We start from the raw sequence: 22513 nt of genomic DNA, 5'->3' as shown, positions 1-22513 counted from the left end.
CGTCAGACAAAAAAGGCCGGCCCATCGGACCGGCCTTCTGCATGCTGCCCGCCTGCCGCAGGCAGCTGCAAGCACGCTGTTACTGCGTTACGAGTTCAAGACCAGCTTGCGACTCATCATCGCCGCGTGCCACCAGCACCTTGATCTTGTTCGGCGTCAGGCCGGCAATGCCATCCACCGGGATCGTGGTGATCAGCCAGTCAGCGTTGTTGGCCAGGGTCAGTGCGCCGGAATCGAAGATCACGGTCTTGGTCCCCGCGGTGGTGATGCGCAGGCGGTAGGTGGTGTTGCCATCCACGTCGATCGAGTCGGTGCCCGAGGCTGGCACAGCCTGCTTGTAGCCCACGTTGGCGAAGGTCGGGCCCACCGAGTTCAGGTCGATGGCCGGCAAGGTCAGGTAGATGTCAATGTTCTGCGCATTGAACGAGGCGTTCAGGCTGCGCACGCGTGCCTTGTGCGACAGCAGGCCCTTCTCGAACGGATCGTCGATCGTCAGCGTTTCAGCGGAGCTCGCACCCGGCAGCGCGACCACGGTGTATTTGTGGCCGGTGGCGGCGGTCAGGGTGGCGCGGCCCAGTTCCGTCTGCGTGCCAGCCGTGTTGAAGGAGATCAGCTGGTTGCCGGTTTCGACATTGAAGTAGGTCGAGACGAACTTGTAAGGCTTGTTCACGAAGCTGGTCAGGGTGCCGTTCTGCAGCACGTCGACGTTCGGGCCGCCGGTGATGGCGTGGATCACGCGGATCGTCGGCTTGCTCAGCCCGATGCGGTCGTCGATGCCGTCATCACCGCCGCCGCAGGCAGTCAGGACTGCAGTGGCAGCTAACGCGAGGCCGATAAACAGGGTCTTGGATCGGAACATGGGTCACCTCTTGCTGTTGGAGGAGTCAGAGACGATCTGGCCCATGCCCGCGCGGGGGCGCGCCGGTCGCGTGGCCAGTTGGCTGTCTGTTGTTGCAGGCGCAGCGATTGCACCTGTCGTGATGCAACGATAGGTATCAACCCAGGGGCGAGACAGGCGCGGGGCTCCGAATCGCATGTCGGACAATTCCGACAAGCGGTGACGCGTGCGTGCGTGGCGGGGTCGGCCAGGCCCGCAGGTGCGGGGCCTGGCGGGACGTTGGCCGGGCTGGTGGCCCGGTTGGCCGGTGGCCGCCAGTGTGTAACTGGTTGTTGCGGCTGTGCTGCTGCAGTGACTCAGCCTTGCGCCATCATCACCTGGTTGCGGCCATTGCGCTTGGCCTGGTAGAGGCCTGCATCAGCGGCTTCCACTACCTGGTTCGGCGCCTGGTCAGGCTGGGGCACCAGCACGGCGCCGCCGATGCTGACGGTGACGCAGTCGGCGGTGGGGGAGCCGCCGTGGGCAATGGCCAGCCCCTGCACTGCGCGCCGCACCTTTTCGGCCAGCAGCCGCACGCCGCCCGGCGAGGTCGCCGGCAGCACCATGGCGAATTCCTCTCCGCCAAAACGCGCGGGCAGGTCGGTGGGGCGCACGCAATTGTCGCGGATCACAGCGGCCACGCGGCGCAGCACCTCGTCTCCGGCGACGTGGCCGTAGGTGTCGTTGTAGGCCTTGAACGCGTCGACGTCGATCATCAGCAGCGCCACCTGGGTTTGCTCGCGCAGCGCGCGGCGCCATTCCGCGCCGAGGTATTCATCGAAATAGCGCCGGTTGGACAAGCCGGTCAGGCCGTCTGAATTGGTCAGCCGCTGCAGCTCCAGGTTGGTTTCCAGCAGTTGTTGCTGGCTTTGCCGCAGCGCGCGATAGGCTTCGTCGCGCTGCAGCTGGTTCAGGTAGGAGCGCGAGTGGTAGCGGATGCGCGCAATCAGCTCGATGCTGTCGGGCAGCTTGACCAGGTAGTCGTTGGCGCCGGAGGCAAATGCCGCGCCCTTGGTCGCGGCATCTTCCTTGGTCGAAAGCACGATGATGGGGATGTCGCGCGTGGCGGGGTTCTCGCGATAGCGCTGCACCAGCGTCAGGCCGTCCACGCCCGGCATCACCAGGTCCTGCAGGATCACGGTGGGCTTGGTGCGCTGCGCCACCGCCACGGCGTCGTCGGGCTGCGCGCAGTAGTGGAAGTCGATGTCGGCTTCGGTGGAGAGCGCGCGGCGCACCGCTTCGCCGACCATGGCCTGGTCGTCCACCAGCAGCACCATGGCAAGGTAGTCCTTGTCGGCCGCAGGCGCTGCGGGTCGGTTGGGTAATTCGGGTTGCATGTTCAGTTCCTGGGTGTCACGGTCCCGGTGCCGGCCGCGACGTATTGCATCGGGTCAAAGCGGCACGGTGCCGCCGCATGCCTGCACCAGCCGCGGCGCAATGCGCGGCAGCGGCAGGATCTCCGCGGCCGCGCCCATGGCTGCGGCGGCCTTGGGCATACCGTACACGGCGCTGGTGGCGCGGTCCTGGGCGATGGTCAGGAAGCCGCGCTCGCGCATCGCCTTCAGCCCCAGCGCGCCGTCGCGGCCCATGCCGGTGAGCAGCACGCCGATCACGTCGCCGCGCCAGTGCTCCACCACGCTTTCAAAGAACACATCGATGGAGGGGCGGTACAGGTAGTCGCAGGGCTGTTCGGAGTAGGCCATGCGCGTGGGACTGGCCAGGCGCAGGTGGTCGTTGGTGCCGGCCAGCAGCACCGTGCCGGCCTGGGGCGCGTCGCCGGCGCGGGCAATGCGCACCGGCAGCTTGCACTGTCCGTCGAGCCAGTCGGCCATGCCGGCGGCAAAGGCTTCGTCCACATGCTGCACGGTGACCACCGCGGCGCCGAAGTCCGCCGGCAGCGCGCCCAGCAGCGTGGCCAGCGCGGCCGGGCCGCCGGCCGAGGCGCCGATCGCCACCAGCCGTGGTGCGGCCACTGCGCGCGGCGCTGCCGTCAGCCTATGCTGCGGGGCCACGCGGCCGGCCAGCAGGCGGCCGATATTGCGCAGCTTGCGCAGCAGCGGCCCGGCGGCAAGCTGGGCGTCGGGCTCGACCAGCGTGGGGGTGTCGACCGCGTCGATGGCGCCGTGGCCCATTGCGTCGAACACCTGCGAGGCATTGCGGCCCAGGTCCATGGTCACCACCACGATGGCGCAGGGGGTGGCGGACATGATGCGCCGGGTCGCCTCGACGCCGTCCATGACCGGCATCAGCAGGTCCATCAGGATCAGGTCCGGGGTCTGGCGCGCGGCCATCTGCACCGCCTGTTCGCCGTCGCCGGCGACCCAGGCGATCTCGAACGACGGATCCAGCGCAAGCGCGCGGCGCAGCGCGGCTACCGCAAGCGCCGAGTCATTGACGATGCCGATCTTCATGGGCGTGCCTCGCCGATCAGGTCATGGACCGCGTCGAGCAACGCGGCGTCGTGGAAACTGCCCTTGGCCAGATAATAGTCCGCGCCGGCCTCGAGCCCGCGCTGGCGGTCCTGTTCGCGGTCCTTGTACGACACCACCATCACCGGCAGCTGCCGCAGCGCGGCGTCCTGCCGGATCCGGCGCACCAGCTCGATGCCGTCCATGCGCGGCATGTCGATATCGGTGATGACCAGGTCGAAGGGCTCGGCGCGCAGCACATTCCAGCCGTCCATGCCGTCGACCGCCACCGCCACGTCATAGCCGCGCCCGGCCAGCAGCTTGCGCTGCAGCTCGCGCACGGTGAGCGAGTCATCCACCACCAGCACGCGCCGCGCGCGCGCCTGGACGCTGGCCACGGCCGCCTGCCGCACGCCTTCGATGCGGCCCTCGGAGACCAGCTTCTCGACCGAGCGGATCACGTCCTCGACATCGAAGATCAGCACCGGCGTGCCGTCGTCGGTGAGGCTGCCGGCGGCGATGTCGCGGACCTTGCCCAGTGCCGCCGGCAGCGGCTGCACCACCAGCAGGCGCTCGCCCAGCATGCGGTCGACGGCAATGCCATAGATGCGCTCGGCCTCGCCGATGACCACCACTGGCACTTGCGCGTGCGCATTGGCAGCGTCAGCCTCGGGGCGTTGCAGCACCTGCGCCGCGCTGACCAGCCCGATGGCGCGGCCTTCGTGGCGGAAATGCTGGTGCCCTTCGGTCTGCTCGATCTCGCTGCGCGCCACCGAGGCCGCGCGCAGCACGCGGCCCAGCGGGAAGGCATAGGCTTCGCCCGCGACCTCCACCAGCAGAGCGCGCACCACCGACAGCGTCAGTGGCAACTCCATCCGGAAGTGCAGGCCCTGGCCCGGCTGCTGCGTCAGGCGCAGGCTGCCACGCACGCGGCGCACCATCTCCTGCACGGCATCGAGGCCCACGCCGCGGCCGGAGACCTCGGAGACCGAGTCGCGCATGCTGAAACCCGGCAGCAGCAGGAAGTCGAGCAGCTCTGCCTGCGACAGCCGTGCCGCGGTCTCTGCGGACGCCAGCCGCCGCCGCACGATGGCGTGGCGCAGGGCTTCCAGGTCGACGCCGGCGCCGTCGTCGAAGATTTCGATCACCAGGCGGCCCGCGTTGTGGCGCGCCTGCAGCGTGACGCGGCCTTCCGCCGGCTTGCCCTGCGCCGCGCGCACCTCGGGCGCTTCGATGCCGTGGTCCACCGCGTTGCGCAGCAGGTGCGCCAGCGGCGCGTCCAGTGCTTCCAGGATATCGCGGTCCACCTGGGTGCCGGCGCCGATCAGGTCCAGGTGCACCGGCTTGCCGAGCGCGCGCCCGAGGTCGCGCACCATGCGCGCATAGCCGGTCAGCGCGTCCGCCAGCGGGCGCATGCGCGAGGCCAGCGCGCTGTCATAGAGCCGGCGCGCCAGCCGCGTGGCGCGGTGATCGTACTGTTCGAACTCTTCCAGCCGCGCGGCCAGCTGATCGTGGCTTTCGTCCAGCAGCTGGCGCAGTTCTGCCAGCGCGGTGTGCGCAGCCGCGCCCGCGTTGCCGTCCTGCAAGGCTTCCCGCAGCGCATCGACGGCGCGCAGTGCGCGTGCCTGTTGCCGCCTTGCCTTCTGCAGCGAGGTGCCGAAGGGGCGCAGCCAGTGCGACTCGACCATGGCCTCGCCGGACAGCGCCAGCAACTGGTCAAGCGCGTCGGCATTCACGCGCAGCATGCGCTCCTGTGTGTCGTCTGCCGGTGCCGGCGGCGCCGGTATCGCGGGCGCTGGTTCCGGTAACGGGGCCGGCGCTGGCTGTGCCTGCACGACCGGCGCCGCGGCACCGCCATCGACCGTGCCCAGCCGCTGCACCACTGCATCGATCTCGGCGCGGCCCGCGTGCTCGGCCCAGCCCGGATTGCCGCCGGGCGGATGGCCGATGCGCAGCAGCAGGTCGGTGCCTTGCAGCAGCGCGTCGATATGCGCGGCGGTCAGCGGCATGCCGCCCTGTGCGGCGACCAGGCAGTCTTCCATGGCGTGTGCTACGCGCACGCCGCCATCGAGCCCGACGATGCGGGCCGCGCCCTTGAGCGAGTGGGCGGCACGCATGCAGGCTTCGAGCTGCTCGGCGGCTGCCGGGTTGCGCTCCAGCGCCAGCAGGCCGGCATTGAGGACTTCGGCCTGGGCATCGGCCTCGAGCGCGAACAGTTCCAGCAGCGAGGCGTCGCGCAGTTGCTCGGAATTCATGCCAGGCTCCTGGCCAGCGCCTGGCGTACCAGTGCGGCATCGAGCAGCGCGACGCTGCGGCCCTGGTCGAGGAACAGCGCCTGCGTGTAGCGCGCCGAGGCCCGCGCAAGGGTGGCGGGCAGCGGCTGCAGCGCGGACTGCGGCACGCGGGCGATGCCTGACACCTCGGCCACCGGCAGCGCGATCGCGGCGCGGCCCTGCCCGAGGATCAGGAAACGGCTGCCGCTGGCACTTTCACCGGCGCCCGCGTCGAACAGCCGGGCCAGCGACAGGCAGGCCAGCAGGTTGCCGCGCACCGCGGCCAGCCCCAGCACGGCGGCATCGCGCCGGTGCGGCAGCGAATGGATCGGGCAGGGGGCGGTGATTTCGCTCAGCGCTGCGGTTGGCAAGGCCAGCCACTCATCGCCGATGCGGAACACCAGGCAGGCCAGCGCGGTGCCGCGTTCTGCCGGCAAGGCCCCGTCATCGTCGGTGAACGTGGCGGCATCGGGCAGTGCCTCCGGCATTACGTCCAGCCGTTGCGCGTCCAGCAGCATGGCCGCGGCCCGGGCGTAGGTGGGGCAGTTGCGGCAGTGCGCGTGCTCGGCCAGGGCGGGGCACGAGCCGTCGCCGCGCACGCCGATGCGCCGCCAGCAGTCGTCGACGTTTTCGGTGCGCCGGAGAATGCCTGGGGACTCAGCCATGGTGCTTGCGGGTGTGGCGTTGCGCGCGCTGGCGCAGGTGCATGGCGCCAGCGTGATCGCCTTCGGTATCGAGCAGCGCGGCCAGGTGGTACAGGCTTTCCTGGTGCGCCGGGTCCAGGTACAGCGCCTTGCGGTAGGCGGCATGGGCCTGCGCGGCGCGGCCCGCGGCGTCGTGCAGCACACCCAGCATGCAATAGGCGTCGGCGTTGGCATCCGCGGTGCGCTCGAGCAGCGCCAGGCAGGCTGCGGTGGCAGTCTCCAGCTCGCCGCGGTCGGCCTGGGCGGCAATGGCAGCCAGCGCGGCGCGCTGATCGTTGCCAGGCGCGGGCGCTGCGGGCCGCAGGGGCGGGGGCGTGACCGGGACGGGCCGCATCGAGGCAGGCGGCCGCGGCAGCCGTGGCGGTGCGGCCATGCGCGGCGGCTGGGCCGCGTGCACGGGCGCACGCGGCGCCGCCCTGGCGGCGGGCACGGCGGACGGCTTGCGGAAGGCAAAGGTCAGCGGCAGGCCGACCGGCTCCAGGCCCTGCGCGCTCAGCACGCTGGCCTCGGCCGGCCCGACAAAGAGAATGCCGTCGGCAGCGGCCAGCCGCGCCAGCGTCTGCACCGCATGCCGCTGCCCCGGCGCGTCGAAGTAGATCAGCAGGTTGCGGCAGAACACGAAGTCATAGGGCCGCTCGCCGGCCAGCAGGCCGGGATCGACCAGGTTGCCCTGCAGCAGCCGCACCTGTGCGCGCACGCGTGCATCCAGCACATAGCCGCTGGGCGTGGCCCTGAAATAGCGGTCGCGGAAATCCAGCGGCGCGCTGCGAAACGCGTTTGCGCCGTATTCGCCCTGGCGTGCGCGGGCCAGCGCGCGGGCGCTGATGTCCACCGCATCGATGGCAAAGCGGCCCGCCGGCACGCCCGCATCGAGCATGGCCATGGCGATCGAGTAGGGCTCTTCGCCGGTGGAGCAGGGCAGGCTCAGCACGCGCAGGGTGCGCCTGCCGTCGGCAAAGGCGCGCTCGGCGGCAAGGCGGCCCAGCGCCAGCAGTGCTTCGCGATGCCGGAAGAACCAGGTCTCGGGCACCACCACGGCCTCGATCAGGGCCTGGAATTCATCGGCGGTGCCGTGCAGCAAGTCCCAGTAGGCCTGGGTGTCCGGCGCCTGCCGTGCCTGCTGGCGCTCACGCACGGCGCGTGCTACCGCGCCGGTGCCGATGGCGCCGGCGTCCAGGCCGATGCGGGCCTTGAGCAGGGCCTCGATGTGCGTGGCAGTGCTCATGCCGCGGCCCCCCCGGAGGTGTCGGCAAACAGCATGGCATGGACGTCGTCCGGCAGCAGGGCATCGACCCGCACCCACTGCAGCAGGCCGCGCGCGTCGTGCCGCACCGGCCCAAGGTAGCGCGGGCTGGCTCCGGCGATGCCGCCGTCGACAAACGATTCCACCGGGCAGCGCAGCGTCTGGGTGGCCGATTCCAGGCGCAGGCCCAGCAGCCGGCCGGCCTCGCCGCCATGGCGGCGGTAGTGGACCAGCACCGTGCGCGTGCTGGTGCGCAGCGCCGCTGGCACGCCGGTGGCCAGCGCCGGCAGGTCGATCACCGGCACCGGCTGGCCGCGGCGCTCCATCAGGCCCGCCACCCAGGCCGGCGCGCCGGGGATCTGCTTGAGCCGCGTGAGCGGCAGCACCTCGGCCACCTCGGCGGCATCGAGCGCATAGTGGTCAGCGCCGAGGCGGAACAGCAGGAAGAGTTTCATGGCGGCGGGGCGCAGGCCCTAGACCTTGAAGCGCGAGACGCCGCTGCGCAGGTCGTTGGCCACCAGCGTCAGTTCGTCGATCGCCTGGCTCGACTGGCGCAGCGACTCCACGGTCTGCTGCGCGGCCTCGGACAGCTGCATCAGCGCCTGGTTGATCTGCTCGGCGCCGCCGGCCTGGGCCTGCATGCCTTCATTGACCATCAGCACGCGCGGCGCCAGCGACTGCACCTGCGCGATGATCTGCGACAGCTGGTCGCCGACCTGCGTGACCTCGGACATGCCGCGGCGCACTTCCTCCGAGAACTTGTCCATGCCCATCACGCCCGCCGACACCGCCGACTGGATCTCGCGCACCATCTGCTCGATATCGTAGGTGGCCACCGCGGTCTGGTCGGCCAGGCGGCGGATCTCGGTCGCCACCACGGCAAAGCCGCGGCCGTATTCGCCGGCCTTCTCGGCCTCGATCGCGGCGTTCAGCGACAGCAGGTTGGTCTGGTCGGCCACCTTGGCGATGGTGGTCACGACCTGGTTGATATTGCTGGCCTTTTCGTTGAGCGTGGCCAGCTTGGCATTGACCGAGCCGGCGGCGTCCATCACATGCTGCATGGTGCCTTCCATGCGCGACAGCCCGACCTGGCCGGTGCCGGCCAGCCCGGCCGCCTGCTCGGCGGCGCTGGAGACTTCATGGATGGTGCGCACCAGGTCGCGCGCGGTGGCCGAGATCTCGCGCGAGGTCGCGCCGATCTGGGTCGTGGTGGCGGCGGTCTCGGTGGCGGTGGCCTGCTGCTGGCGCGCCGTCGCGGCGATCTCGTTGACCGAGGTGGTGACCTGGATCGCGGTGCGCTGCGCCTGGCCCACCAGCGAGGTCAGCTCTCCCGTCATCTGGTTGAAACCTGCCTCCACTTCCTGGAATTCGTCCTTGCGGCGCAGCGCCATGCGCAGGCGCAGGTCGCCGCCGCGGATGCCGGACAGCAGGTTGACGATCGACTGCATCGGCACTGTGATCGCGCGCAGCAGCAGGTAGCCGCAGACGATGGCGACCACCAGGGCCACGATCAGTGCCGCTTCGATGCCGATCTTGGCGGCATTGACGGCGTCGTCGATGCCGCGCGCCGCCCGCGCATTGACCGCGCTGTTGTCGTCCACCAGGTGCTGGGCGGCCTTGCGCGCCTCGATCCAGCGGTCATGCACGGTGCCGCGCAACGCGGCTGAGGCGGCGGCGCCGTTCCACTCGCCCGTCCGGGTCAGGATCTGGGCTGCCTGTTCGTATTGCGCGCGCACGTCCCGATAGGCCCTGAAGGCGGCGCGGTCTTCGTCGCGCGTGATCGAGGTCTCGTACTGCTGCTCGACCTTGTCGAGCCGGCTTGCGGCGTCCTGGCCCTGTTGCTGGAAGCTGCGCCGCTCGGCCTCGTCGGCGGCATTGATGGTCTGCCACGCCAGCACGTAGCGCTCGCCCCAGATGCCGCGGATGCCGGTACTGTGGTTCAGTCCGGGCAGCGCGTCCTTCAGCATCAGCGTGGTTTCGCGCTCAATGGCGCTCAGGCGGGTGTAGGAGACAACGCCCATCAGCGCCATGACAAGCAGGATCAGCGAGAAGCTTGCCAGGATGCGCGTGCGGATGGTCCATTCGTTCACGGTGTGGTCCCGGTGATGTTCTTGTTCAGGAGCGGCCATTCCCCGCAAAGCCGCCTCAGGGGCGCCTCTCGGGGTAGCAAGGGGCAGCGCGGCGGCGGCGGGCGGCCTCGACGCGCGGTAGGGTACTGTAAGCCGGGACCCGATTCAACGCGCAATGCGGCGCCGTTGCGCGGGCGCATAGCCATTCCCGCCACAATCGGAACTGCTTGATTTTTTCCAAGTTTTCGTCACACTTGCTAAATTGCTAGCGGGTAACAATGTCGACAATTACAGATGGGGCAGGGATGGTGGCCAAGTCGGGGGCGAAGGCGACTGGCGCCTCGCCAGGCTCGGATCTCGATCCGCTGACCGGCGTTGACAATCGCCAGGGATTTCTGAAGCGGCTGGAGGCACGCCTGCAGAGCGAGGCGGTGCCCCGCTGTGCTTTGCTGTTGATCGGCATTGACGATTTCCGCGCCTTCAACGACATGCACGGGCATGCCGAAGGCGACCTGATCCTGCAGCGCGTGGCCCGCCGCCTGCGCGACGCCTCGCCGCGCGACGCTGCCATCGGCCGCATTGGCAGCGACGAGTTCGGTGTGCTGCTTCCCTCCATTGCGGATCCCACGCTGGTGCGCCATGTCGGCGCGGCGATCCTCTCGATGCTGTCCTCCCCGCATGAGAACGCGGGTGGCCGCCACCATGTGCTGGCCAGCATCGGCGCCTGCGTGATCCCCGCCGCCGGCGAACAGGGGTCAGACGTGCTGGCCGCGGCCAGCCTGGCGCTGGCCCGCGCCAAGCACGACGGCGGCCGCACCATCCGCTTCTTCAAGCCGCAGATGCGCTCGGACGTGACCACGCGGCTGTCGCTGGTGCAGGCGTTGCACGAAGCCTATGCCCAGCGCCAGTTCGAGCTGCTGTACCAGCCGCAGGTCGACCTGCGCGACGGCCGCGTGCACGGTGCCGAGGCGCTGATGCGCTGGCGCCATCCGACCCGCGGCCTGCTGGCGCCGGCCGCCTTCATCGACGCGCTGGCCGGCAGCAGCATCGCCAGCGATGTCGGCATGTGGCTGCTGCAGACCGCCTGCGCCCAGGCGCGCGCATGGTCGCTGGCCTTTCCCCAGCCGCCGCGGGTGGCGATCAACCTGTTCGCGGCCCAGCTGTCCGAAAGCCGGCTGCTGACCGAGGTGCGCCACGTGCTGCGCGCGCTGGAACTGGCCCCGGACTGCCTGGAGATCGAGATCACCGAAACCATCGCGCTGCAGCAGGGCGACGAGGTCGCGGACCAGCTGCAGGCGCTGCGCCGCGACGGCGTGACGCTGACTTGCGATGACTTCGGCACCGGCTATGCCTCGCTCAGCTTCCTGAAGTCGTTCCCGGTGGACCGGCTCAAGATCGACCAGTCCTTTATCCGCAACGTGACCGAAGACCCGGTCGATGCCGCAATCGTGCGCTCGGTGATCAACGTGGGCGCAAGCCTGCACATTGGCGTGGTCGCAGAAGGCGTGGAAACGCCCGAGCAGCGCGACTTCCTGCTGGCCAACGGCTGCCATGAGGCGCAGGGCTACCTGTACGGCCGCCCGATGCCGGCCGAGCGCCTGACCGAAATGCTGCGCCAGCAGTCCGGCCGCTGAGCCGCTTTCGCCGCCGTTTTGCCCCCGCCCTGTCAGGGAAGTTGTTTCCACCTTTGACGGCGAGCCTGCTCGTCCCGGGCACCCGCTGACCCCCCGCCCGCCCGCAGCCTGCCTGGGATAGCGGTCCTGCCCGCGCGGCATGGCCGCATGGCGAAATACGAACTTACAAAGTCTGCCGCCCCGGGCGTGCCGCGGCATCCGGGGCAATGTATGGTGACATTAGGGTTGCCGCTGACATCGGCCGGCCGCCCCGGTGCGTTATGCGTTTTGTCCTGGTCCTGACTTCCATGTTCGATCCTTCCCAATCTGTCCCCCCTGCTCGAGGCCAATTCCGTGGCAGGCTGGCGCTGACGGCCATGGCCGCCGCCGGCCTGGCGGTGGCGGCGGCTGCACTGGCCCAGGTGCCCGCCGGCCCCCCCGGCGAGGCCTATCTTGATGCGCCGACGACTGACGGCCAGTACCAGCAAGCCGATCCTTCCTCGCGCATTGCCACGCTGACCGCCGTCGACGGCAATCTCAGCTTTGCGCCGGCAGGCTCGGACGACTGGGCTGCCGCGGGCCTGAACCGGCCCTTCACCACCGGCGACCGGCTTTGGCTTGACCACGGCGGCCGTGCCGAGGTGCATGCCGGCACGGTGGCGGTCCGGCTGGGCGGTGCCACCGCGGCCAGCATCCTGAACCTGGACGACAGCGCCACGCAGGTCAAGCTGACCCAGGGCACGCTGCAGCTGCGCGTGCGCGCGCTGCCGCCGGGCCAGACGGTCGAGGTCGACACCCCCAACCTGGCCTTCGTGCCGCGCGAGCCGGGCGACTACCGGCTGGACGTGGCGCCTGACGGCAGCACCACCACCGTGACCATGCGCCACGGCAGCGCCGTGGTCTACGGCGACAGCCGCTCGATCGAGCTGCAGCGCGGCGACCGCATGCGCTTTGCCGGCACCGACCTGGCCGACGCCGGTGGCGGCGGCGCGCCGGAAGACGCCTTCGACCGCTGGACCGCGGCCCGCGACGCGCGCGAAGACGCCTCGCCGTCCGCCCGCTACGTGCCGCGCGAGATGCCGGGCTACGCCGCGCTGGACGGCTACGGCGACTGGCAGGAAGACCCCGGCTACGGCGCGGTCTGGTTCCCGCACGTGGTCAGCGCCGGCTGGGCGCCGTACAGCGCCGGGCACTGGGCCTGGATCGCACCGTGGGGCTGGACCTGGATCGACGACGCGCCCTGGGGCTTCGCGCCTTCGCACTACGGCCGCTGGGCCTATGTGGGCTCGCGCTGGGGCTGGGTGCCGGGCCCGCGCGTGCGCCCGTGCTACGCCCCCGCGGTGGTGGCCTTTGTCGGCGTTAGCGGCCCGAACTGGAGCGTGCGCGTTGGCAGCGGGCCGGGCGTGGCCTGGTATCCGCTGGGGCCGCATGACGCGTACCGGCCGGTCTATCGCGCCAGCCCGACCTATGTCGCCCGCATCAATCGCGTCACCGTGAACAACTTCGTGATGGGCGACCGCCGGCCTCCGCCTTACGCCAACCGCAACGTGCCCGGCGCCATCACCGGCATGCCGGCACGCAATTTCGTCGAAGGCCGCCCGGTGCGCGGCATGCATCGCGACGAATGGCGCAACCTGCCGGCAGGCGAGGCCAGGGGGGCGCCGCCGGTGGCGCCGGTCAAGGGCAGCCTGGTGGGATCGGCCCCGATGCGGCCGCTGCCGCCGCAGGCCCGCCATGGCTTCGAGCGCCAGGCCATCGCCGCCCGCCCGCCGGGCCGGCCCGCCACGGACGACCTGGCCCGCCGCTTCGCGCGCGAGGGCGGGGTTGTGCCCGGCGCCGGCCCGGCCTGGCGCGGCGGCAATGAGCGGCGGCCCGGGCGCGACGTGCAGCGGGCGCCCGATGTGCGCATGAGCCAGGCGGCCATCGCCGCGCGCGACCAGGCGCCGTCGCAGCCGCGCGCCGGCCGCGGCGATGCCGATGGCCCCGCACGTGGCGATCGCAACTATTCGAACGCCCCGGGCGAACCCTGGCGCGGCAACGGCCGCGGCCAGAGCAGCCGGCCCGACGAAGCCCGCGGCTTTGTTGGCCAGCCGGGCCAGCCGGGCGGACCGGCCGACCCGCAACGGCGGGCGCAGGGCATGCAGCGCGAACAGCAGCAGGTTTTGCAGCGCCAGCAGATGGAGCTGCAGCGGGAACAGCAGCGCGCGCTGCGCGAGCAGCAGCGGCAGGCGCCTGATCTGCAGCGGCAACAGCAGGAGGCCCGGCAACGCGACGCCCAGCAACGCCAGTGGCAGGACCAGGCCCGCGACCAGCAACGCCAGCAGGATCAGCAGCGCATGCAGCAGCGCCAGTGGGCGGATGGGCAGGACCGTCCCGATCCGGGGCGGCAATCGCAGGAAATGCAGCGGCAGCGCTTTGAGCAGCAACGGCAGATGCAGGATGCCCAGCAACAGCGCCAGATGCAGGAGGCCCAGCAGCAACGGCAGATGCAGGAATCGCGGCAGCGCCAGGCGCAAGACGCCCAGCGCCAGCAGATGGAGCAACAGCGCCAGTCCGAAGCCCAGCAGCAGCGGCAGATGCAGGAATCGCGGCAACGCCAGGCGCAAGACATCCAGCGCCAGCAGATGGAGCAGCAGCGCCAGTCCGAAGCCCAGCAACGCCAGGCCGCCGACCAGCAGCGCCAGCAGGCGGAGCGCCAGCGCCAGATGGCCGAGCAGCAGCGGCAGGGCCAGGAGATGCAGCGCCAGCGTTTCGAGCAGCAGCGGCAAATGCAGGAGGCGCAGCAGCGCCAGGCCGAGGCGGCCCAGCGCCAGCAGATGGCACAGCAACGCCAGATGCAGGAGCAGCAGCGGCAGATGCAGGAGCAGCAACGCCAGGTGCAGGAGCAGCAACGACAGCAGGCCATGCAGCGCCAGCAGGCGGAACAGCAGCAGCGCCACATGCAGGAGCAGCAGCGTGCCGCGCAGGAGCAGCAACGTGCAATGCAGGAGCAGCAGCGGCACCAGCAGGACCAGCAACGGCAGATGCAGGAGCGCCAGCGGCAGCAGATGGAGCAGCAGCGCCAGCAGCAGCAACAGCAACAGCAGCAACAGCAACAGCGCGCCCAGAACTAACGCGGCGAGATGGAGGCGCGCAACGGGCGCGACGGCGATCGCCGGCAGTGGCACGGCCCGCTTGACGGAGCCCGGAAGGCAGAAACCCCGGCCGGCCTCGCGGCCTGCCGGGGTTTGTTCTTGCGCGGTGCCGCGCGGGCGCCGTCGCGGCCTGGCTTACTTCGCCAGCTCCGACAGCCGGACCTGCGAAATCTTGCCGTTCTGCACCCAGCCGACGATGGTGTCGGCCATCGAACCGCCCTTGGCGTCGATGCCGTCGACTTCGTTGGGGTTGACCTCCTTGGCCAGGCCCTTGACCGCGTCGGGCATCTTCGCCCGGATCGCTGCCGCGTCGCTGGTGGTGCCGGCCAGCTTCATCGCACCGGCCAGCGCGTACACCATGGTGTAGTTCAGCGACATCTCGGTGGTGGCATCGCGCCCGTCATGCAGCTTCTTGTACTTGGCGTTGAAGTTCTGCGCGGCGGGGCGGCTGTCGTTGACCAGCGGCAGCACGCCGATGGAACCCTCGAGCATGCCCAGGCCGTTGGTGACCTTGGCCATCTCGTCCATCTTGGCCTGGTCCATCACGATAAAGCCGCCCTTGAAGCCCAGTTCGCGCGCCTGCTTGACCACCAGTGCGGTCGGTTCCGACGGGCCGCCGACGAACATCAGGTCCGGCTTCTCGCTCATCGCGCGCGACACGCCGCTGTAGAAGTCCGTGGCCTTGGTGTACGACATCGGGTTGTTGGCCACCACCTTGCCGCCGGCCGATTCCCACGCCGGCACGAAGGCCTGCACCCAGGCCTTGGCGTAGTCGTGGTCGGCCGGGGCCAGCGCCACGTTCTTGCCGTAGCGCTTCATCTGTGCCTTGACGAAGGGCTCGATATAGCCCGTGTACGCGGGCGGGATGCGGATGGTCAGCTTGTTGCCGGCGTCGGTGATGCGCGGCACGCTGGAGTAGGCCATCACCAGGAATTTCTCCTGCTCATTGAAGGCCTGCAGCGCGAAGATGCCGCCCGAATGCGGGACGAACACCGCCGGGGTCTTGTGCTGCTGCACCAGGCGGCGGCCGTTGATGGCGGCCTCGGCGGGCGAGTACTTGTCGTCCAGCGCCACCACCTCCAGCTTGACCTTCTTGCCCTTGACTTCCAGGCCGGATGCATTGATCTCGTCCACCGCCATCTGCACGCCCGACAGCACGTTCTTGCCATACAGCGCGGCGCCGCCGGACAGCGGGCCGGTATAGCCGATCTTGACCACTTCCTGCGCCAATGCGGCGCCAGAGGCCAGCATGGCGGCCACGGCGGTGGCGGCCAGCGGGAAGATACGGCGCATGATGTTGCTTTGCATTGCTATTTCTCCTGAAAGTACTGCGCTTGCTAGGTCTGGTTGTGTTTTGCTGTCGCGAGGCCGGCTCCTCTGAACCTACCCCCCGATATACGCCTTCCGAATCCCCTCATCCTTCAGCAACGTATCCCGATCCCCCTCCATCACGATGCGCCCGCTCTCGATCACATAGGCGCGATGCGCGATGCCCAGCGCCGCGTAGGCGTTCTGCTCGGCCAGCAGCACGGTGGTGCCGGCACGGTTGATGCGCTGGATGATCTCGAACATCTGCTTGACCACCAGCGGCGCCAGCCCCAGCGACGGTTCGTCCAGCAACAGCGCGCGCGGGCGGCTCATCAGGGCGCGGCCCAGCGCCACCATCTGCTGCTGCCCGCCGGACAGCGAGCCGGCCGGGTCGTCCTTCTTCTGCCGCAGGATCGGGAACAGTTCATAGACCTCTTCCAGCGTCTTGCGGATGCCCGCACCATCGCGCCGGTGCACGTAGGCGCCCAGCACCAGGTTCTTCTCCACGCTCATCGCCGGGAACAGCTTGCGGCCCTCCGGGCAGTGCACCAGCCCGGCCTGCACGATCTGCGACGGCTTCATGCCCGACAGCTCGCGCCCATCGAAGCGCATGCTGCCGCCGCTGATGCGGTGGATCGCGCTCATCGCCAGGAAGATCGAACTCTTGCCGGCGCCGTTGGCGCCCAGCAGCACCACCAGCTCGCCGGCGCCGGCGTGCAGGGTGATGTTGTCGAGGGCGCGGAAGCTGCCGTACGACAGCGAGACGCGTTCAAGCTGCAACATGGTCGGCTCCCAGGTAGGCCTCGATGACATGCGGATCCTGCTGGATCTGCGCGGGCGTGCCTTCGGCAATCTTCTCGCCGTAGTTCAGCACCATGATCTTGTCTGCCAGGCGCATGATCATGTCCATCTTGTGTTCGATCAGGCAGACCGTCTTGCCATGGCGCACCATCTTGCGGATCAGCTCGGCCAGGCCCACGGTCTCTTCCGGGTTCACGCCGCCAGCGGGTTCGTCGAGCAGCAGCAGTTCCGGGTCGGTCGCCAGCGCCAGCGCAAAGGCCACCCGTTTGCGCGCCTCTTGCGTGATATCGGCGGCGACCTCATGCGCCAGGTGCGACAGCCCGACGAAGTCCAGCGCCGCTTCGGCCTTGTCGCGGCACAAACGCTCTTCCTCGCGCAGGCGGCGCGTGTTGAACAGCACGTCGCGCAGGCCCGAGTGGGTGCGCAGGCGGTGGCCGACGATCAGGTTGTCGAGCACCGTGGCGCGGTCGAACAGCGCCGTGGCCTGGAAGGTGCGGGCCACGCCCAGGCGCGCGATCTGGTCGGCGCGCAGGCCGGCCACGTCCTGGCCCTTGAACAGGATCTGGCCGGAGCTGGGCGCATGCGTGCCCGCCACCAGGTTAAAGAAGGTGGTCTTGCCAGCGCCGTTGGGGCCGATGATGGCGTTGATATGGCCTGGCTCGAAGGTCACCGAGACATCGTGCACCGCGGTCAGGCCGCCGAATTTCTTGGTCAGGTTGCGGATCTCAAGCATGGTCGGCTCCGGCGCGGGTGGTCGGGACAGCGGTGACGGGTTGTGCAGGGAACTGCGCCGCCAGCTTGCCGCGCCGTTCGGCCGCGGCCTTGCGTGCCTGCTTCTTCAGCCAGGAACCCACGATGCCGTCCGGCACGAAGATGATCAGCAGGATCAGCACCGGGCCGAACACCAGCATGCGGTAGTCCTGCATGAACTGCAGCGACTGCGTGATCCACGGCACCAGCACCGCGCCCAGCAGCGGCCCGAAGATGGTGCCGATGCCGCCTACCAGCATCGACATCACCATGTCGAAGGTCAGGTCGGTGCGCGCGATATCCGGCCCCAGGAAGCGCACCTGCCCGGCGTACAGCGCACCGGCAAAGCCGGCGTAGCCCACCGACAGCACGAACGACAGCACCTTGGTGCGCATCAGGTTGATGCCCAGGGCCTCGGCCAGGGCGTCGCTGTTGCGAACCGCCATGAAACTGCGGCCCAGCAGCGAGGTGACGATGCGGTGCATCAGGAAGGTGCCGACCGCCAGGAAGAACAGCACCAGGTAGTACTGCGCCTGCACGCTGTCGAAGCTGAGCGGCCCGATCGCGGCCGGCACCGGGATTCCGATCAGGCCCACCGTGCCATGCGTCAGGCTTTCCCACTTCTCGATCAGCAGGTAGATGATGTAGCCCACGCACATGGTGAAGATCGAGAAGTAATGGCCCTTCAGGCGCAGCGACACCACGCCGATCACATAGCCCAGCACCATGCAGATCACGCCGGCCAGCACGAAGGCCAGCCAGAACGGCACCTGGTGGTCCACCGTCAGGATGCCCAGCGTATAGGCGCCGATGGCCATGAAGCCGCCATGGGCCAGGTTCAGTTGCCCGGTGTAGCCGGTGATCAGGTTCAGCCCGAGCGTGGCGATGGCATAGATGAAGGCCAGCGTCATCACGGTCAGGTAGTAGCTGTTGGGCGTGATCAGCGGGAAGGCGATGGCCAGCGCCAGCAGCAGCGTCCAGCCGGTTTTTCCTTGCAGTGCTTTCATTGTGTTGTGCTCCTCAGGCCGTCTTGCCGGCAAACAGGCCCTGCGGCCGGATTGACAGGATCACCACCAGCAGCACGAAGGCGATGATGTCCTTGTAGTCGGTGGAAACGTAGAAGCCGCCGAAGCTCTCGGCCATGCCGATGATCAGCCCGCCGACGATGGCCCCGGGGATGCTGCCCATGCCGCCCAGGATGATGATGACGAAGGCCTTGGTGATCACCAGGTTGCCCATGCTGGGGTAGACCAGGTTGATCGGGGCGTAGAGCGTGGCGGCGATTGCGGCAAGCGCGCCGGAGATGGCAAACACCAGCAGCGTCACGCGGGTGGCGTCGATGCCGACCAGTGCGGCGCCTTCGCGGTTCTGCGCCATGGCCATGATGGTGGCGCCGGTCATGGTGCGCGTCAGGAACAGGTGCAGCAGCACCATCAGCGCAAAGGCGGCGCCGATGATCAGCAGGCGCTGCAGCGGCGCGGTCAGCCCGAACACGTCGACGATCTGGCCATAGGGCGTGGGCATGCGGTGGAAGTCCGCGCCCCACAGCGCCTGCGCCCCGGCTTCCAGGAACAGCAGGATGCCGATCGCGGCGATCATGTCGTGCAGCTCGGGCGAGTTGCGCAGCGGGTGGAACACCAGCCGGTCGGCAGCCATCGACAATACGGCCACCACCAGCGCCGCGCCAAGCATCGCCAGCCAGTAGTTCACGCCCAGCGATGTCATCAGGAAGTACGACACATAGGCGCCAGCCATGTAGAAGGCGCCATGCGCGAAGTTGGGCACGTGCAGGATGCCGTAGACCAGCGTCAGGCCAAGCGCCACCAGGCTGTAGACGCCTCCCAGCGTCAGGCCGTTCAGGAACTGTTGAAGGAACAATGCCACAGGGGTACCTCGTGCGGTTCGGGAAACCAGGCACGCAGCGGCAAAGGCCGTGCGTGTTCCGTCGCGGCGGCGCCAGGCGCGGCCACGGTCAGGAAGTCGGGGGTGGAACTCAGGCGGGCGGCAGCGCCGGCTCGCGCGCTGTGATGCGCGGGCGGGATGGCCTGGCCCAGGGCGCGCCGTGGCGGTCACGGTGCGGGTGTGCAGATGCGTGTTGCAGGTACTGCATGGTTGTCTCCTGTGCGATGCGGCGCGCTGGCCGCCCGGCAAGCCGGGGCACTGGCCGCGTCGGCGTGGACGGCGGCGTTGCGACCCGGTGACGAGGTGTCGGGAGTATTCCCGCACGATCGTTCGTTTTCACCGACTTTTGCATAGGCGTCGCGGCATCGTCAAGGAAAGCGGCGGAGTATTCCGCACCGCGAAATAGCAGTCGGCGCGTCTCCGGGTAAGCCCGGAGGCCTGCCCCGCCATCCATCGACAAGGCCGATGACCCCTATGCGTTCCCTGCATGGACAGCAGCCCGCCATTCCTTTGTTGCTGACTTCATTGATGCTACTGCGGATTGCGTGCCCAGCACATCCTGCGTTCTTTTTGATAGCATCGCGCAGGCTTCCTTCTGCCCTGGCGGTCGCCTGGTCGGCTTCCTTTATCGCGTGGGCGCTGGTGTAAAAAACCCTAAAAATCAAGAGGAAGGAGAGTTCTATGAAGAGGCTCATAACGGCGATTTGCAGTTGCCTGCTGCTCGCTGCATGCGGAGGCATGCACGTGCGGCCTCCCGGCGACTATGTGTTGGCTGGTGAGCCAGCGCCTTCCAGCAATCTCGTGAGGGTGGCTTTCGACCAGCTTGGGGATGTTTATCCCCGAGACGCTTCCAGCATTCCCTGGCCGCAACGGGCGCCGGGCATGAATTCTCGCTTTGCACTGAGCGACATTCTTGAACATGGCGATCACGGTCGGCGACTGTACGGTCCAGAGCAACGGCGGGAAGCGGAAGATGCCGTTGTTGCAGCGCTCAATTCGAAGCTTGCCGCTGGCGACACGCTCCTGGTGCTGGTGCATGGCTTCAATGAGGACTTCGAATCCGCGCAACGGCTGTACAGCGGTTCCCGTAATCTGCTTGGAAGTGAAAAGCCGGCGGTTATTCTTGAGGTCTACTGGGACGGACTTCGAACGCGCAACCCGGAGATCATGACGGAGCAAACGCGACTTACCTTCTGGCCGGATGCGCTTCTGAGCTCCAACTACGCTGGCCAGAGGGGTTTGCGGCCCATCTTGAATCGGCTTTCGAAGCCTGTCGATCTCCGCTTTCTTGTGCACTCGCGAGGTACGGCTGTGGCCCTCTCAGCAGTGGCCGACCCTGTTTATGAGCGCAATTTCGGAAACGATCCGGAGAATCGTGTCCGTCCGCTGGACAACCCCAATATTCGTAGCATTAAGATCGCAGCCTTTGCGCCGGCAGTGGGGAGCGGACATGTTGGCCAAGCCATCTATGACAAGTGGGGAAATCACCCCGTTGATCTGGCTTTCACAGTAAATCCTTGGGACCTGGCACTCTCAAAGCTCTTTGTCTTTCATGACACTTTTTGGGGTGACACAAGTCTAGGCACATCCGAACATTTCGTCCGAGCTCGGATGGAGGAGCATTTCGCGCGGCTCCGCCTCATCCCTGTCAGATTTCCCAATAAAATCGGTCATGCTCTGGACAAATACGTTGAGGGAGACCCCGACGCAGCTACCTGCATCATTCGATTTGCAGGCCTGACATCGTCCGAATGCCCGTCGAGCGTTGAAATCATTCATTTGCGTGATGGGCAGTGACGGCTCTCAGGCTTACGCAGGCGGCTATCCATCGTTAGCATTGTTTTCGGCTGCGGGTTAGACTCGACCCGCAACTGCGGGGAGGCAAGGAGTCCTCCCTTCCTGCTTGCCGCGTGCGGCATCACTCCGTCAGGCGCAATGTGACCGTGCGTGGTGACGCGTCGACGGATGCCAATGCGGCCAAATTGGCGGGACAATTCTGGAGCCGCGACCACATCACGCCTTCGGCGGTTTTGCGTACGCCGACGGCAACTGCTGTTTGTATGGAAGTGGCTAGCGCCTCATTGTTGATCGAGAACAGCCAGCCACCTCGAATCGCAATGCCAACGGCTGCAAACGTGCCAGCCTCGGCGCGGTCGCCGATATTGTCCACTTGCTTGAGCTTGTCAGTGTTGTCCTTGCCTGCACACATGGAAGCGGAGGCCCTGCACAGGGACGAATTTTTTGCCCCAGGGACGCGGATGCGGTCGTCACCCGTCGCCTCGAACAGGACACGCACCAAGTCAGAAACCACCGCATTGGGGTCGATCTTGTTTGTTGAAACCTTTTTGTCCCCCGCCAGATCGACCGTGGCGGCCAGACCTGGAAATCCATAGCTCTTGCCCGCACGACTCACAAACGTCTGCTCGCCCAGTACGCCCAGGATCCGGCAGGGGGTGACCTTACCTTCCTCCTGGCACAGCCGCTGTCCGAGGTCCTTGGCAAGCTGGTCGATCTGGGCATCCGCAGCCGTCAAGACCGTCTCGTCCTTGATCGACTTCTTGAGCTTGTCAAGGAGCTTGGACTTCAGGTCGGGGTAGTCAAAATCGAGTGTGACGATTTTTCCATTCCGGAAGTAATCCGACACATAGCGCGCCACGAGGAGCCGCAGTGTCACCTGAGCGGCATCTTGCGCCTGCGTAGTAGTTGTTATCTGGTTGAGTCCATAGGTCTTCGCGTAGTGGCCCAACGCTTGCGCTGCCGCACCGACCCACCCTTCGCCGCTGGTGGCGAACGATACGTCCTGAATCATCCCGGTCCATTCACGGCGGCTGATGGTAATTTCGCCGCCGCCAAATTTCGACGAGGTAACCGCAGGGTCCGCTGGCGCCAGGTCTCGAAACAGCGTCGAAGTCAGTACCTGATTGGCGCGATCCACTGCATCAGGCGCAAGAGCGTCGAGATTGACCTCGATGCCGCTCGGATCAATCCCGAGTCGTGCGAACAGCCCTTGTGAAAAGCCCGTGAGATGATCATCGTATGCTGCAGCTGACGCCGGCACAGCGCTTCCGGAAGTGGCGGACGCCAGCATACTCAGCCCGAGTTGCAGATCAGTGCGATTGCGCTGGTTGCCCGACAAGCTGGCATTCACTGCGGCCGGCGGCATAGTCGTTGGGGACAGGGCGTATTCAGCTTTCGCACGTGCACAAGCGCTGACAGGCGAGCCAATGACTACCGTCGTGCCTGTGTCTGCGATCTTCTTGTTGAAGTCGCCAGCCGTGATGCATCCGCCGAGTGATGGCAACACCGTCGCGAAAAGCACACCCCTAAAGCATTTCCTCATAGCCATTGTTCCATCGACGAACCGTCGGAGTTGAATAGGATGCCGGGATGTTTAGGGCGGCGGAGAGAACTGTCCGCCCGCCAACTACCTG

Annotated in this window: 17 protein-coding genes; 3 read left to right on the top strand and 14 right to left on the bottom strand. The window is 67.9% G+C overall.

The annotated features are described in order from the left end of the window. Positions 1 to 79: 79 nt before the first annotated feature. From AC3WRR_RS05190 to AC3WRR_RS05155, 8 genes are all read right to left on the bottom strand, one after another. Positions 80 to 859 (bottom strand): DUF4397 domain-containing protein, encoded by a 780-nt coding sequence (locus tag AC3WRR_RS05190; RefSeq protein ID WP_010811084.1) that lies wholly within the window; start codon positions 857 to 859, stop codon positions 80 to 82. A 335-nt stretch (positions 860 to 1194) separates the two neighbouring features. Next, positions 1195 to 2214 (bottom strand): diguanylate cyclase domain-containing protein, encoded by a 1020-nt coding sequence (locus tag AC3WRR_RS05185; RefSeq protein WP_492296366.1) that lies wholly within the window; start codon positions 2212 to 2214, stop codon positions 1195 to 1197. 54 nt (positions 2215 to 2268) lie between these two features. Continuing rightward, complete coding sequence (locus AC3WRR_RS05180) at positions 2269 to 3288, bottom strand: chemotaxis response regulator protein-glutamate methylesterase (RefSeq protein ID WP_010811086.1); 1020 nt, start codon at positions 3286 to 3288, stop codon at positions 2269 to 2271. After that, positions 3285 to 5540 (bottom strand): hybrid sensor histidine kinase/response regulator, encoded by a 2256-nt coding sequence (locus AC3WRR_RS05175; RefSeq protein WP_492296364.1) that lies wholly within the window; start codon positions 5538 to 5540, stop codon positions 3285 to 3287. The genes AC3WRR_RS05180 and AC3WRR_RS05175 overlap by 4 nt, the downstream gene beginning before the upstream one ends. Then, the gene (locus AC3WRR_RS05170; protein WP_492296362.1) at positions 5537 to 6223 is read right to left on the bottom strand and encodes a chemotaxis protein CheW; all 687 of its coding nucleotides are present in this window, start codon (positions 6221 to 6223) and stop codon (positions 5537 to 5539) included. The genes AC3WRR_RS05175 and AC3WRR_RS05170 overlap by 4 nt, the downstream gene beginning before the upstream one ends. After that, complete coding sequence (locus AC3WRR_RS05165) at positions 6216 to 7487, bottom strand: CheR family methyltransferase (protein ID WP_492296360.1); 1272 nt, start codon at positions 7485 to 7487, stop codon at positions 6216 to 6218. Before AC3WRR_RS05165 ends, AC3WRR_RS05170 begins: the two co-directional genes overlap by 8 nt. Beyond that, positions 7484 to 7960, bottom strand: coding sequence for a chemotaxis protein CheW (locus AC3WRR_RS05160; protein ID WP_492296358.1), 477 nt, complete (start codon positions 7958 to 7960; stop codon positions 7484 to 7486). The genes AC3WRR_RS05165 and AC3WRR_RS05160 overlap by 4 nt, the downstream gene beginning before the upstream one ends. Positions 7961 to 7978: 18 nt before the next feature. Beyond that, complete coding sequence (locus AC3WRR_RS05155) at positions 7979 to 9634, bottom strand: methyl-accepting chemotaxis protein (protein WP_011617610.1); 1656 nt, start codon at positions 9632 to 9634, stop codon at positions 7979 to 7981. A gap of 245 nt (positions 9635 to 9879) precedes the next feature. Here AC3WRR_RS05155 and AC3WRR_RS05150 point away from each other — a divergent pair, with 245 nt between their 5' ends. Beyond that, positions 9880 to 11208 (top strand): putative bifunctional diguanylate cyclase/phosphodiesterase, encoded by a 1329-nt coding sequence (locus tag AC3WRR_RS05150; RefSeq protein ID WP_011617609.1) that lies wholly within the window; start codon positions 9880 to 9882, stop codon positions 11206 to 11208. A gap of 287 nt (positions 11209 to 11495) precedes the next feature. Further along, on the top strand, positions 11496 to 14300 hold the full coding sequence (locus tag AC3WRR_RS05145; RefSeq protein WP_492296356.1) for a DUF6600 domain-containing protein: 2805 nt from the start codon (positions 11496 to 11498) through the stop codon (positions 14298 to 14300). A 156-nt stretch (positions 14301 to 14456) separates the two neighbouring features. Here the strand turns inward: AC3WRR_RS05145 and AC3WRR_RS05140 are convergent, their stop codons facing one another. The 5 genes from AC3WRR_RS05140 to AC3WRR_RS05120 form a co-directional block, all read right to left on the bottom strand. After that, a complete protein-coding gene (locus AC3WRR_RS05140) occupies positions 14457 to 15629 on the bottom strand; it encodes an ABC transporter substrate-binding protein (protein WP_492296355.1) in 1173 nt (390 codons plus the stop codon). Positions 15630 to 15704: 75 nt separating this feature from the next. After that, positions 15705 to 16412, bottom strand: a complete 708-nt coding sequence (locus AC3WRR_RS05135) for an ABC transporter ATP-binding protein (RefSeq protein WP_010812719.1) — start codon at positions 16410 to 16412, stop codon at positions 15705 to 15707. Continuing rightward, positions 16399 to 17163 carry an ABC transporter ATP-binding protein gene (locus tag AC3WRR_RS05130; RefSeq protein ID WP_035824305.1) on the bottom strand — a complete coding sequence of 255 codons (765 nt, stop codon included), beginning with the start codon at positions 17161 to 17163 and terminating at the stop codon, positions 16399 to 16401. Before AC3WRR_RS05130 ends, AC3WRR_RS05135 begins: the two co-directional genes overlap by 14 nt. Beyond that, the gene (locus AC3WRR_RS05125) at positions 17156 to 18187 is read right to left on the bottom strand and encodes a branched-chain amino acid ABC transporter permease (protein WP_439672053.1); all 1032 of its coding nucleotides are present in this window, start codon (positions 18185 to 18187) and stop codon (positions 17156 to 17158) included. Before AC3WRR_RS05125 ends, AC3WRR_RS05130 begins: the two co-directional genes overlap by 8 nt. A 13-nt stretch (positions 18188 to 18200) precedes the next feature. Next, complete coding sequence (locus tag AC3WRR_RS05120; protein WP_010812722.1) at positions 18201 to 19064, bottom strand: branched-chain amino acid ABC transporter permease; 864 nt, start codon at positions 19062 to 19064, stop codon at positions 18201 to 18203. Positions 19065 to 19763: 699 nt separating this feature from the next. On the opposite strand from AC3WRR_RS05120, the gene AC3WRR_RS05115 reads away from it, so the two are divergent. Further along, positions 19764 to 20879, top strand: coding sequence for a hypothetical protein (locus tag AC3WRR_RS05115; RefSeq protein WP_492296353.1), 1116 nt, complete (start codon positions 19764 to 19766; stop codon positions 20877 to 20879). 121 nt (positions 20880 to 21000) lie between these two features. Here the strand turns inward: AC3WRR_RS05115 and AC3WRR_RS05110 are convergent, their stop codons facing one another. Then, positions 21001 to 22401 (bottom strand): hypothetical protein, encoded by a 1401-nt coding sequence (locus AC3WRR_RS05110; protein WP_144062238.1) that lies wholly within the window; start codon positions 22399 to 22401, stop codon positions 21001 to 21003. Positions 22402 to 22513 lie beyond the last annotated feature (112 nt).

Source organism: Cupriavidus sp. FW305-3-2-15-C-LB2, assembly GCF_058787575.1.
This window is presented reverse-complemented; position numbering and strand designations above follow the sequence as displayed.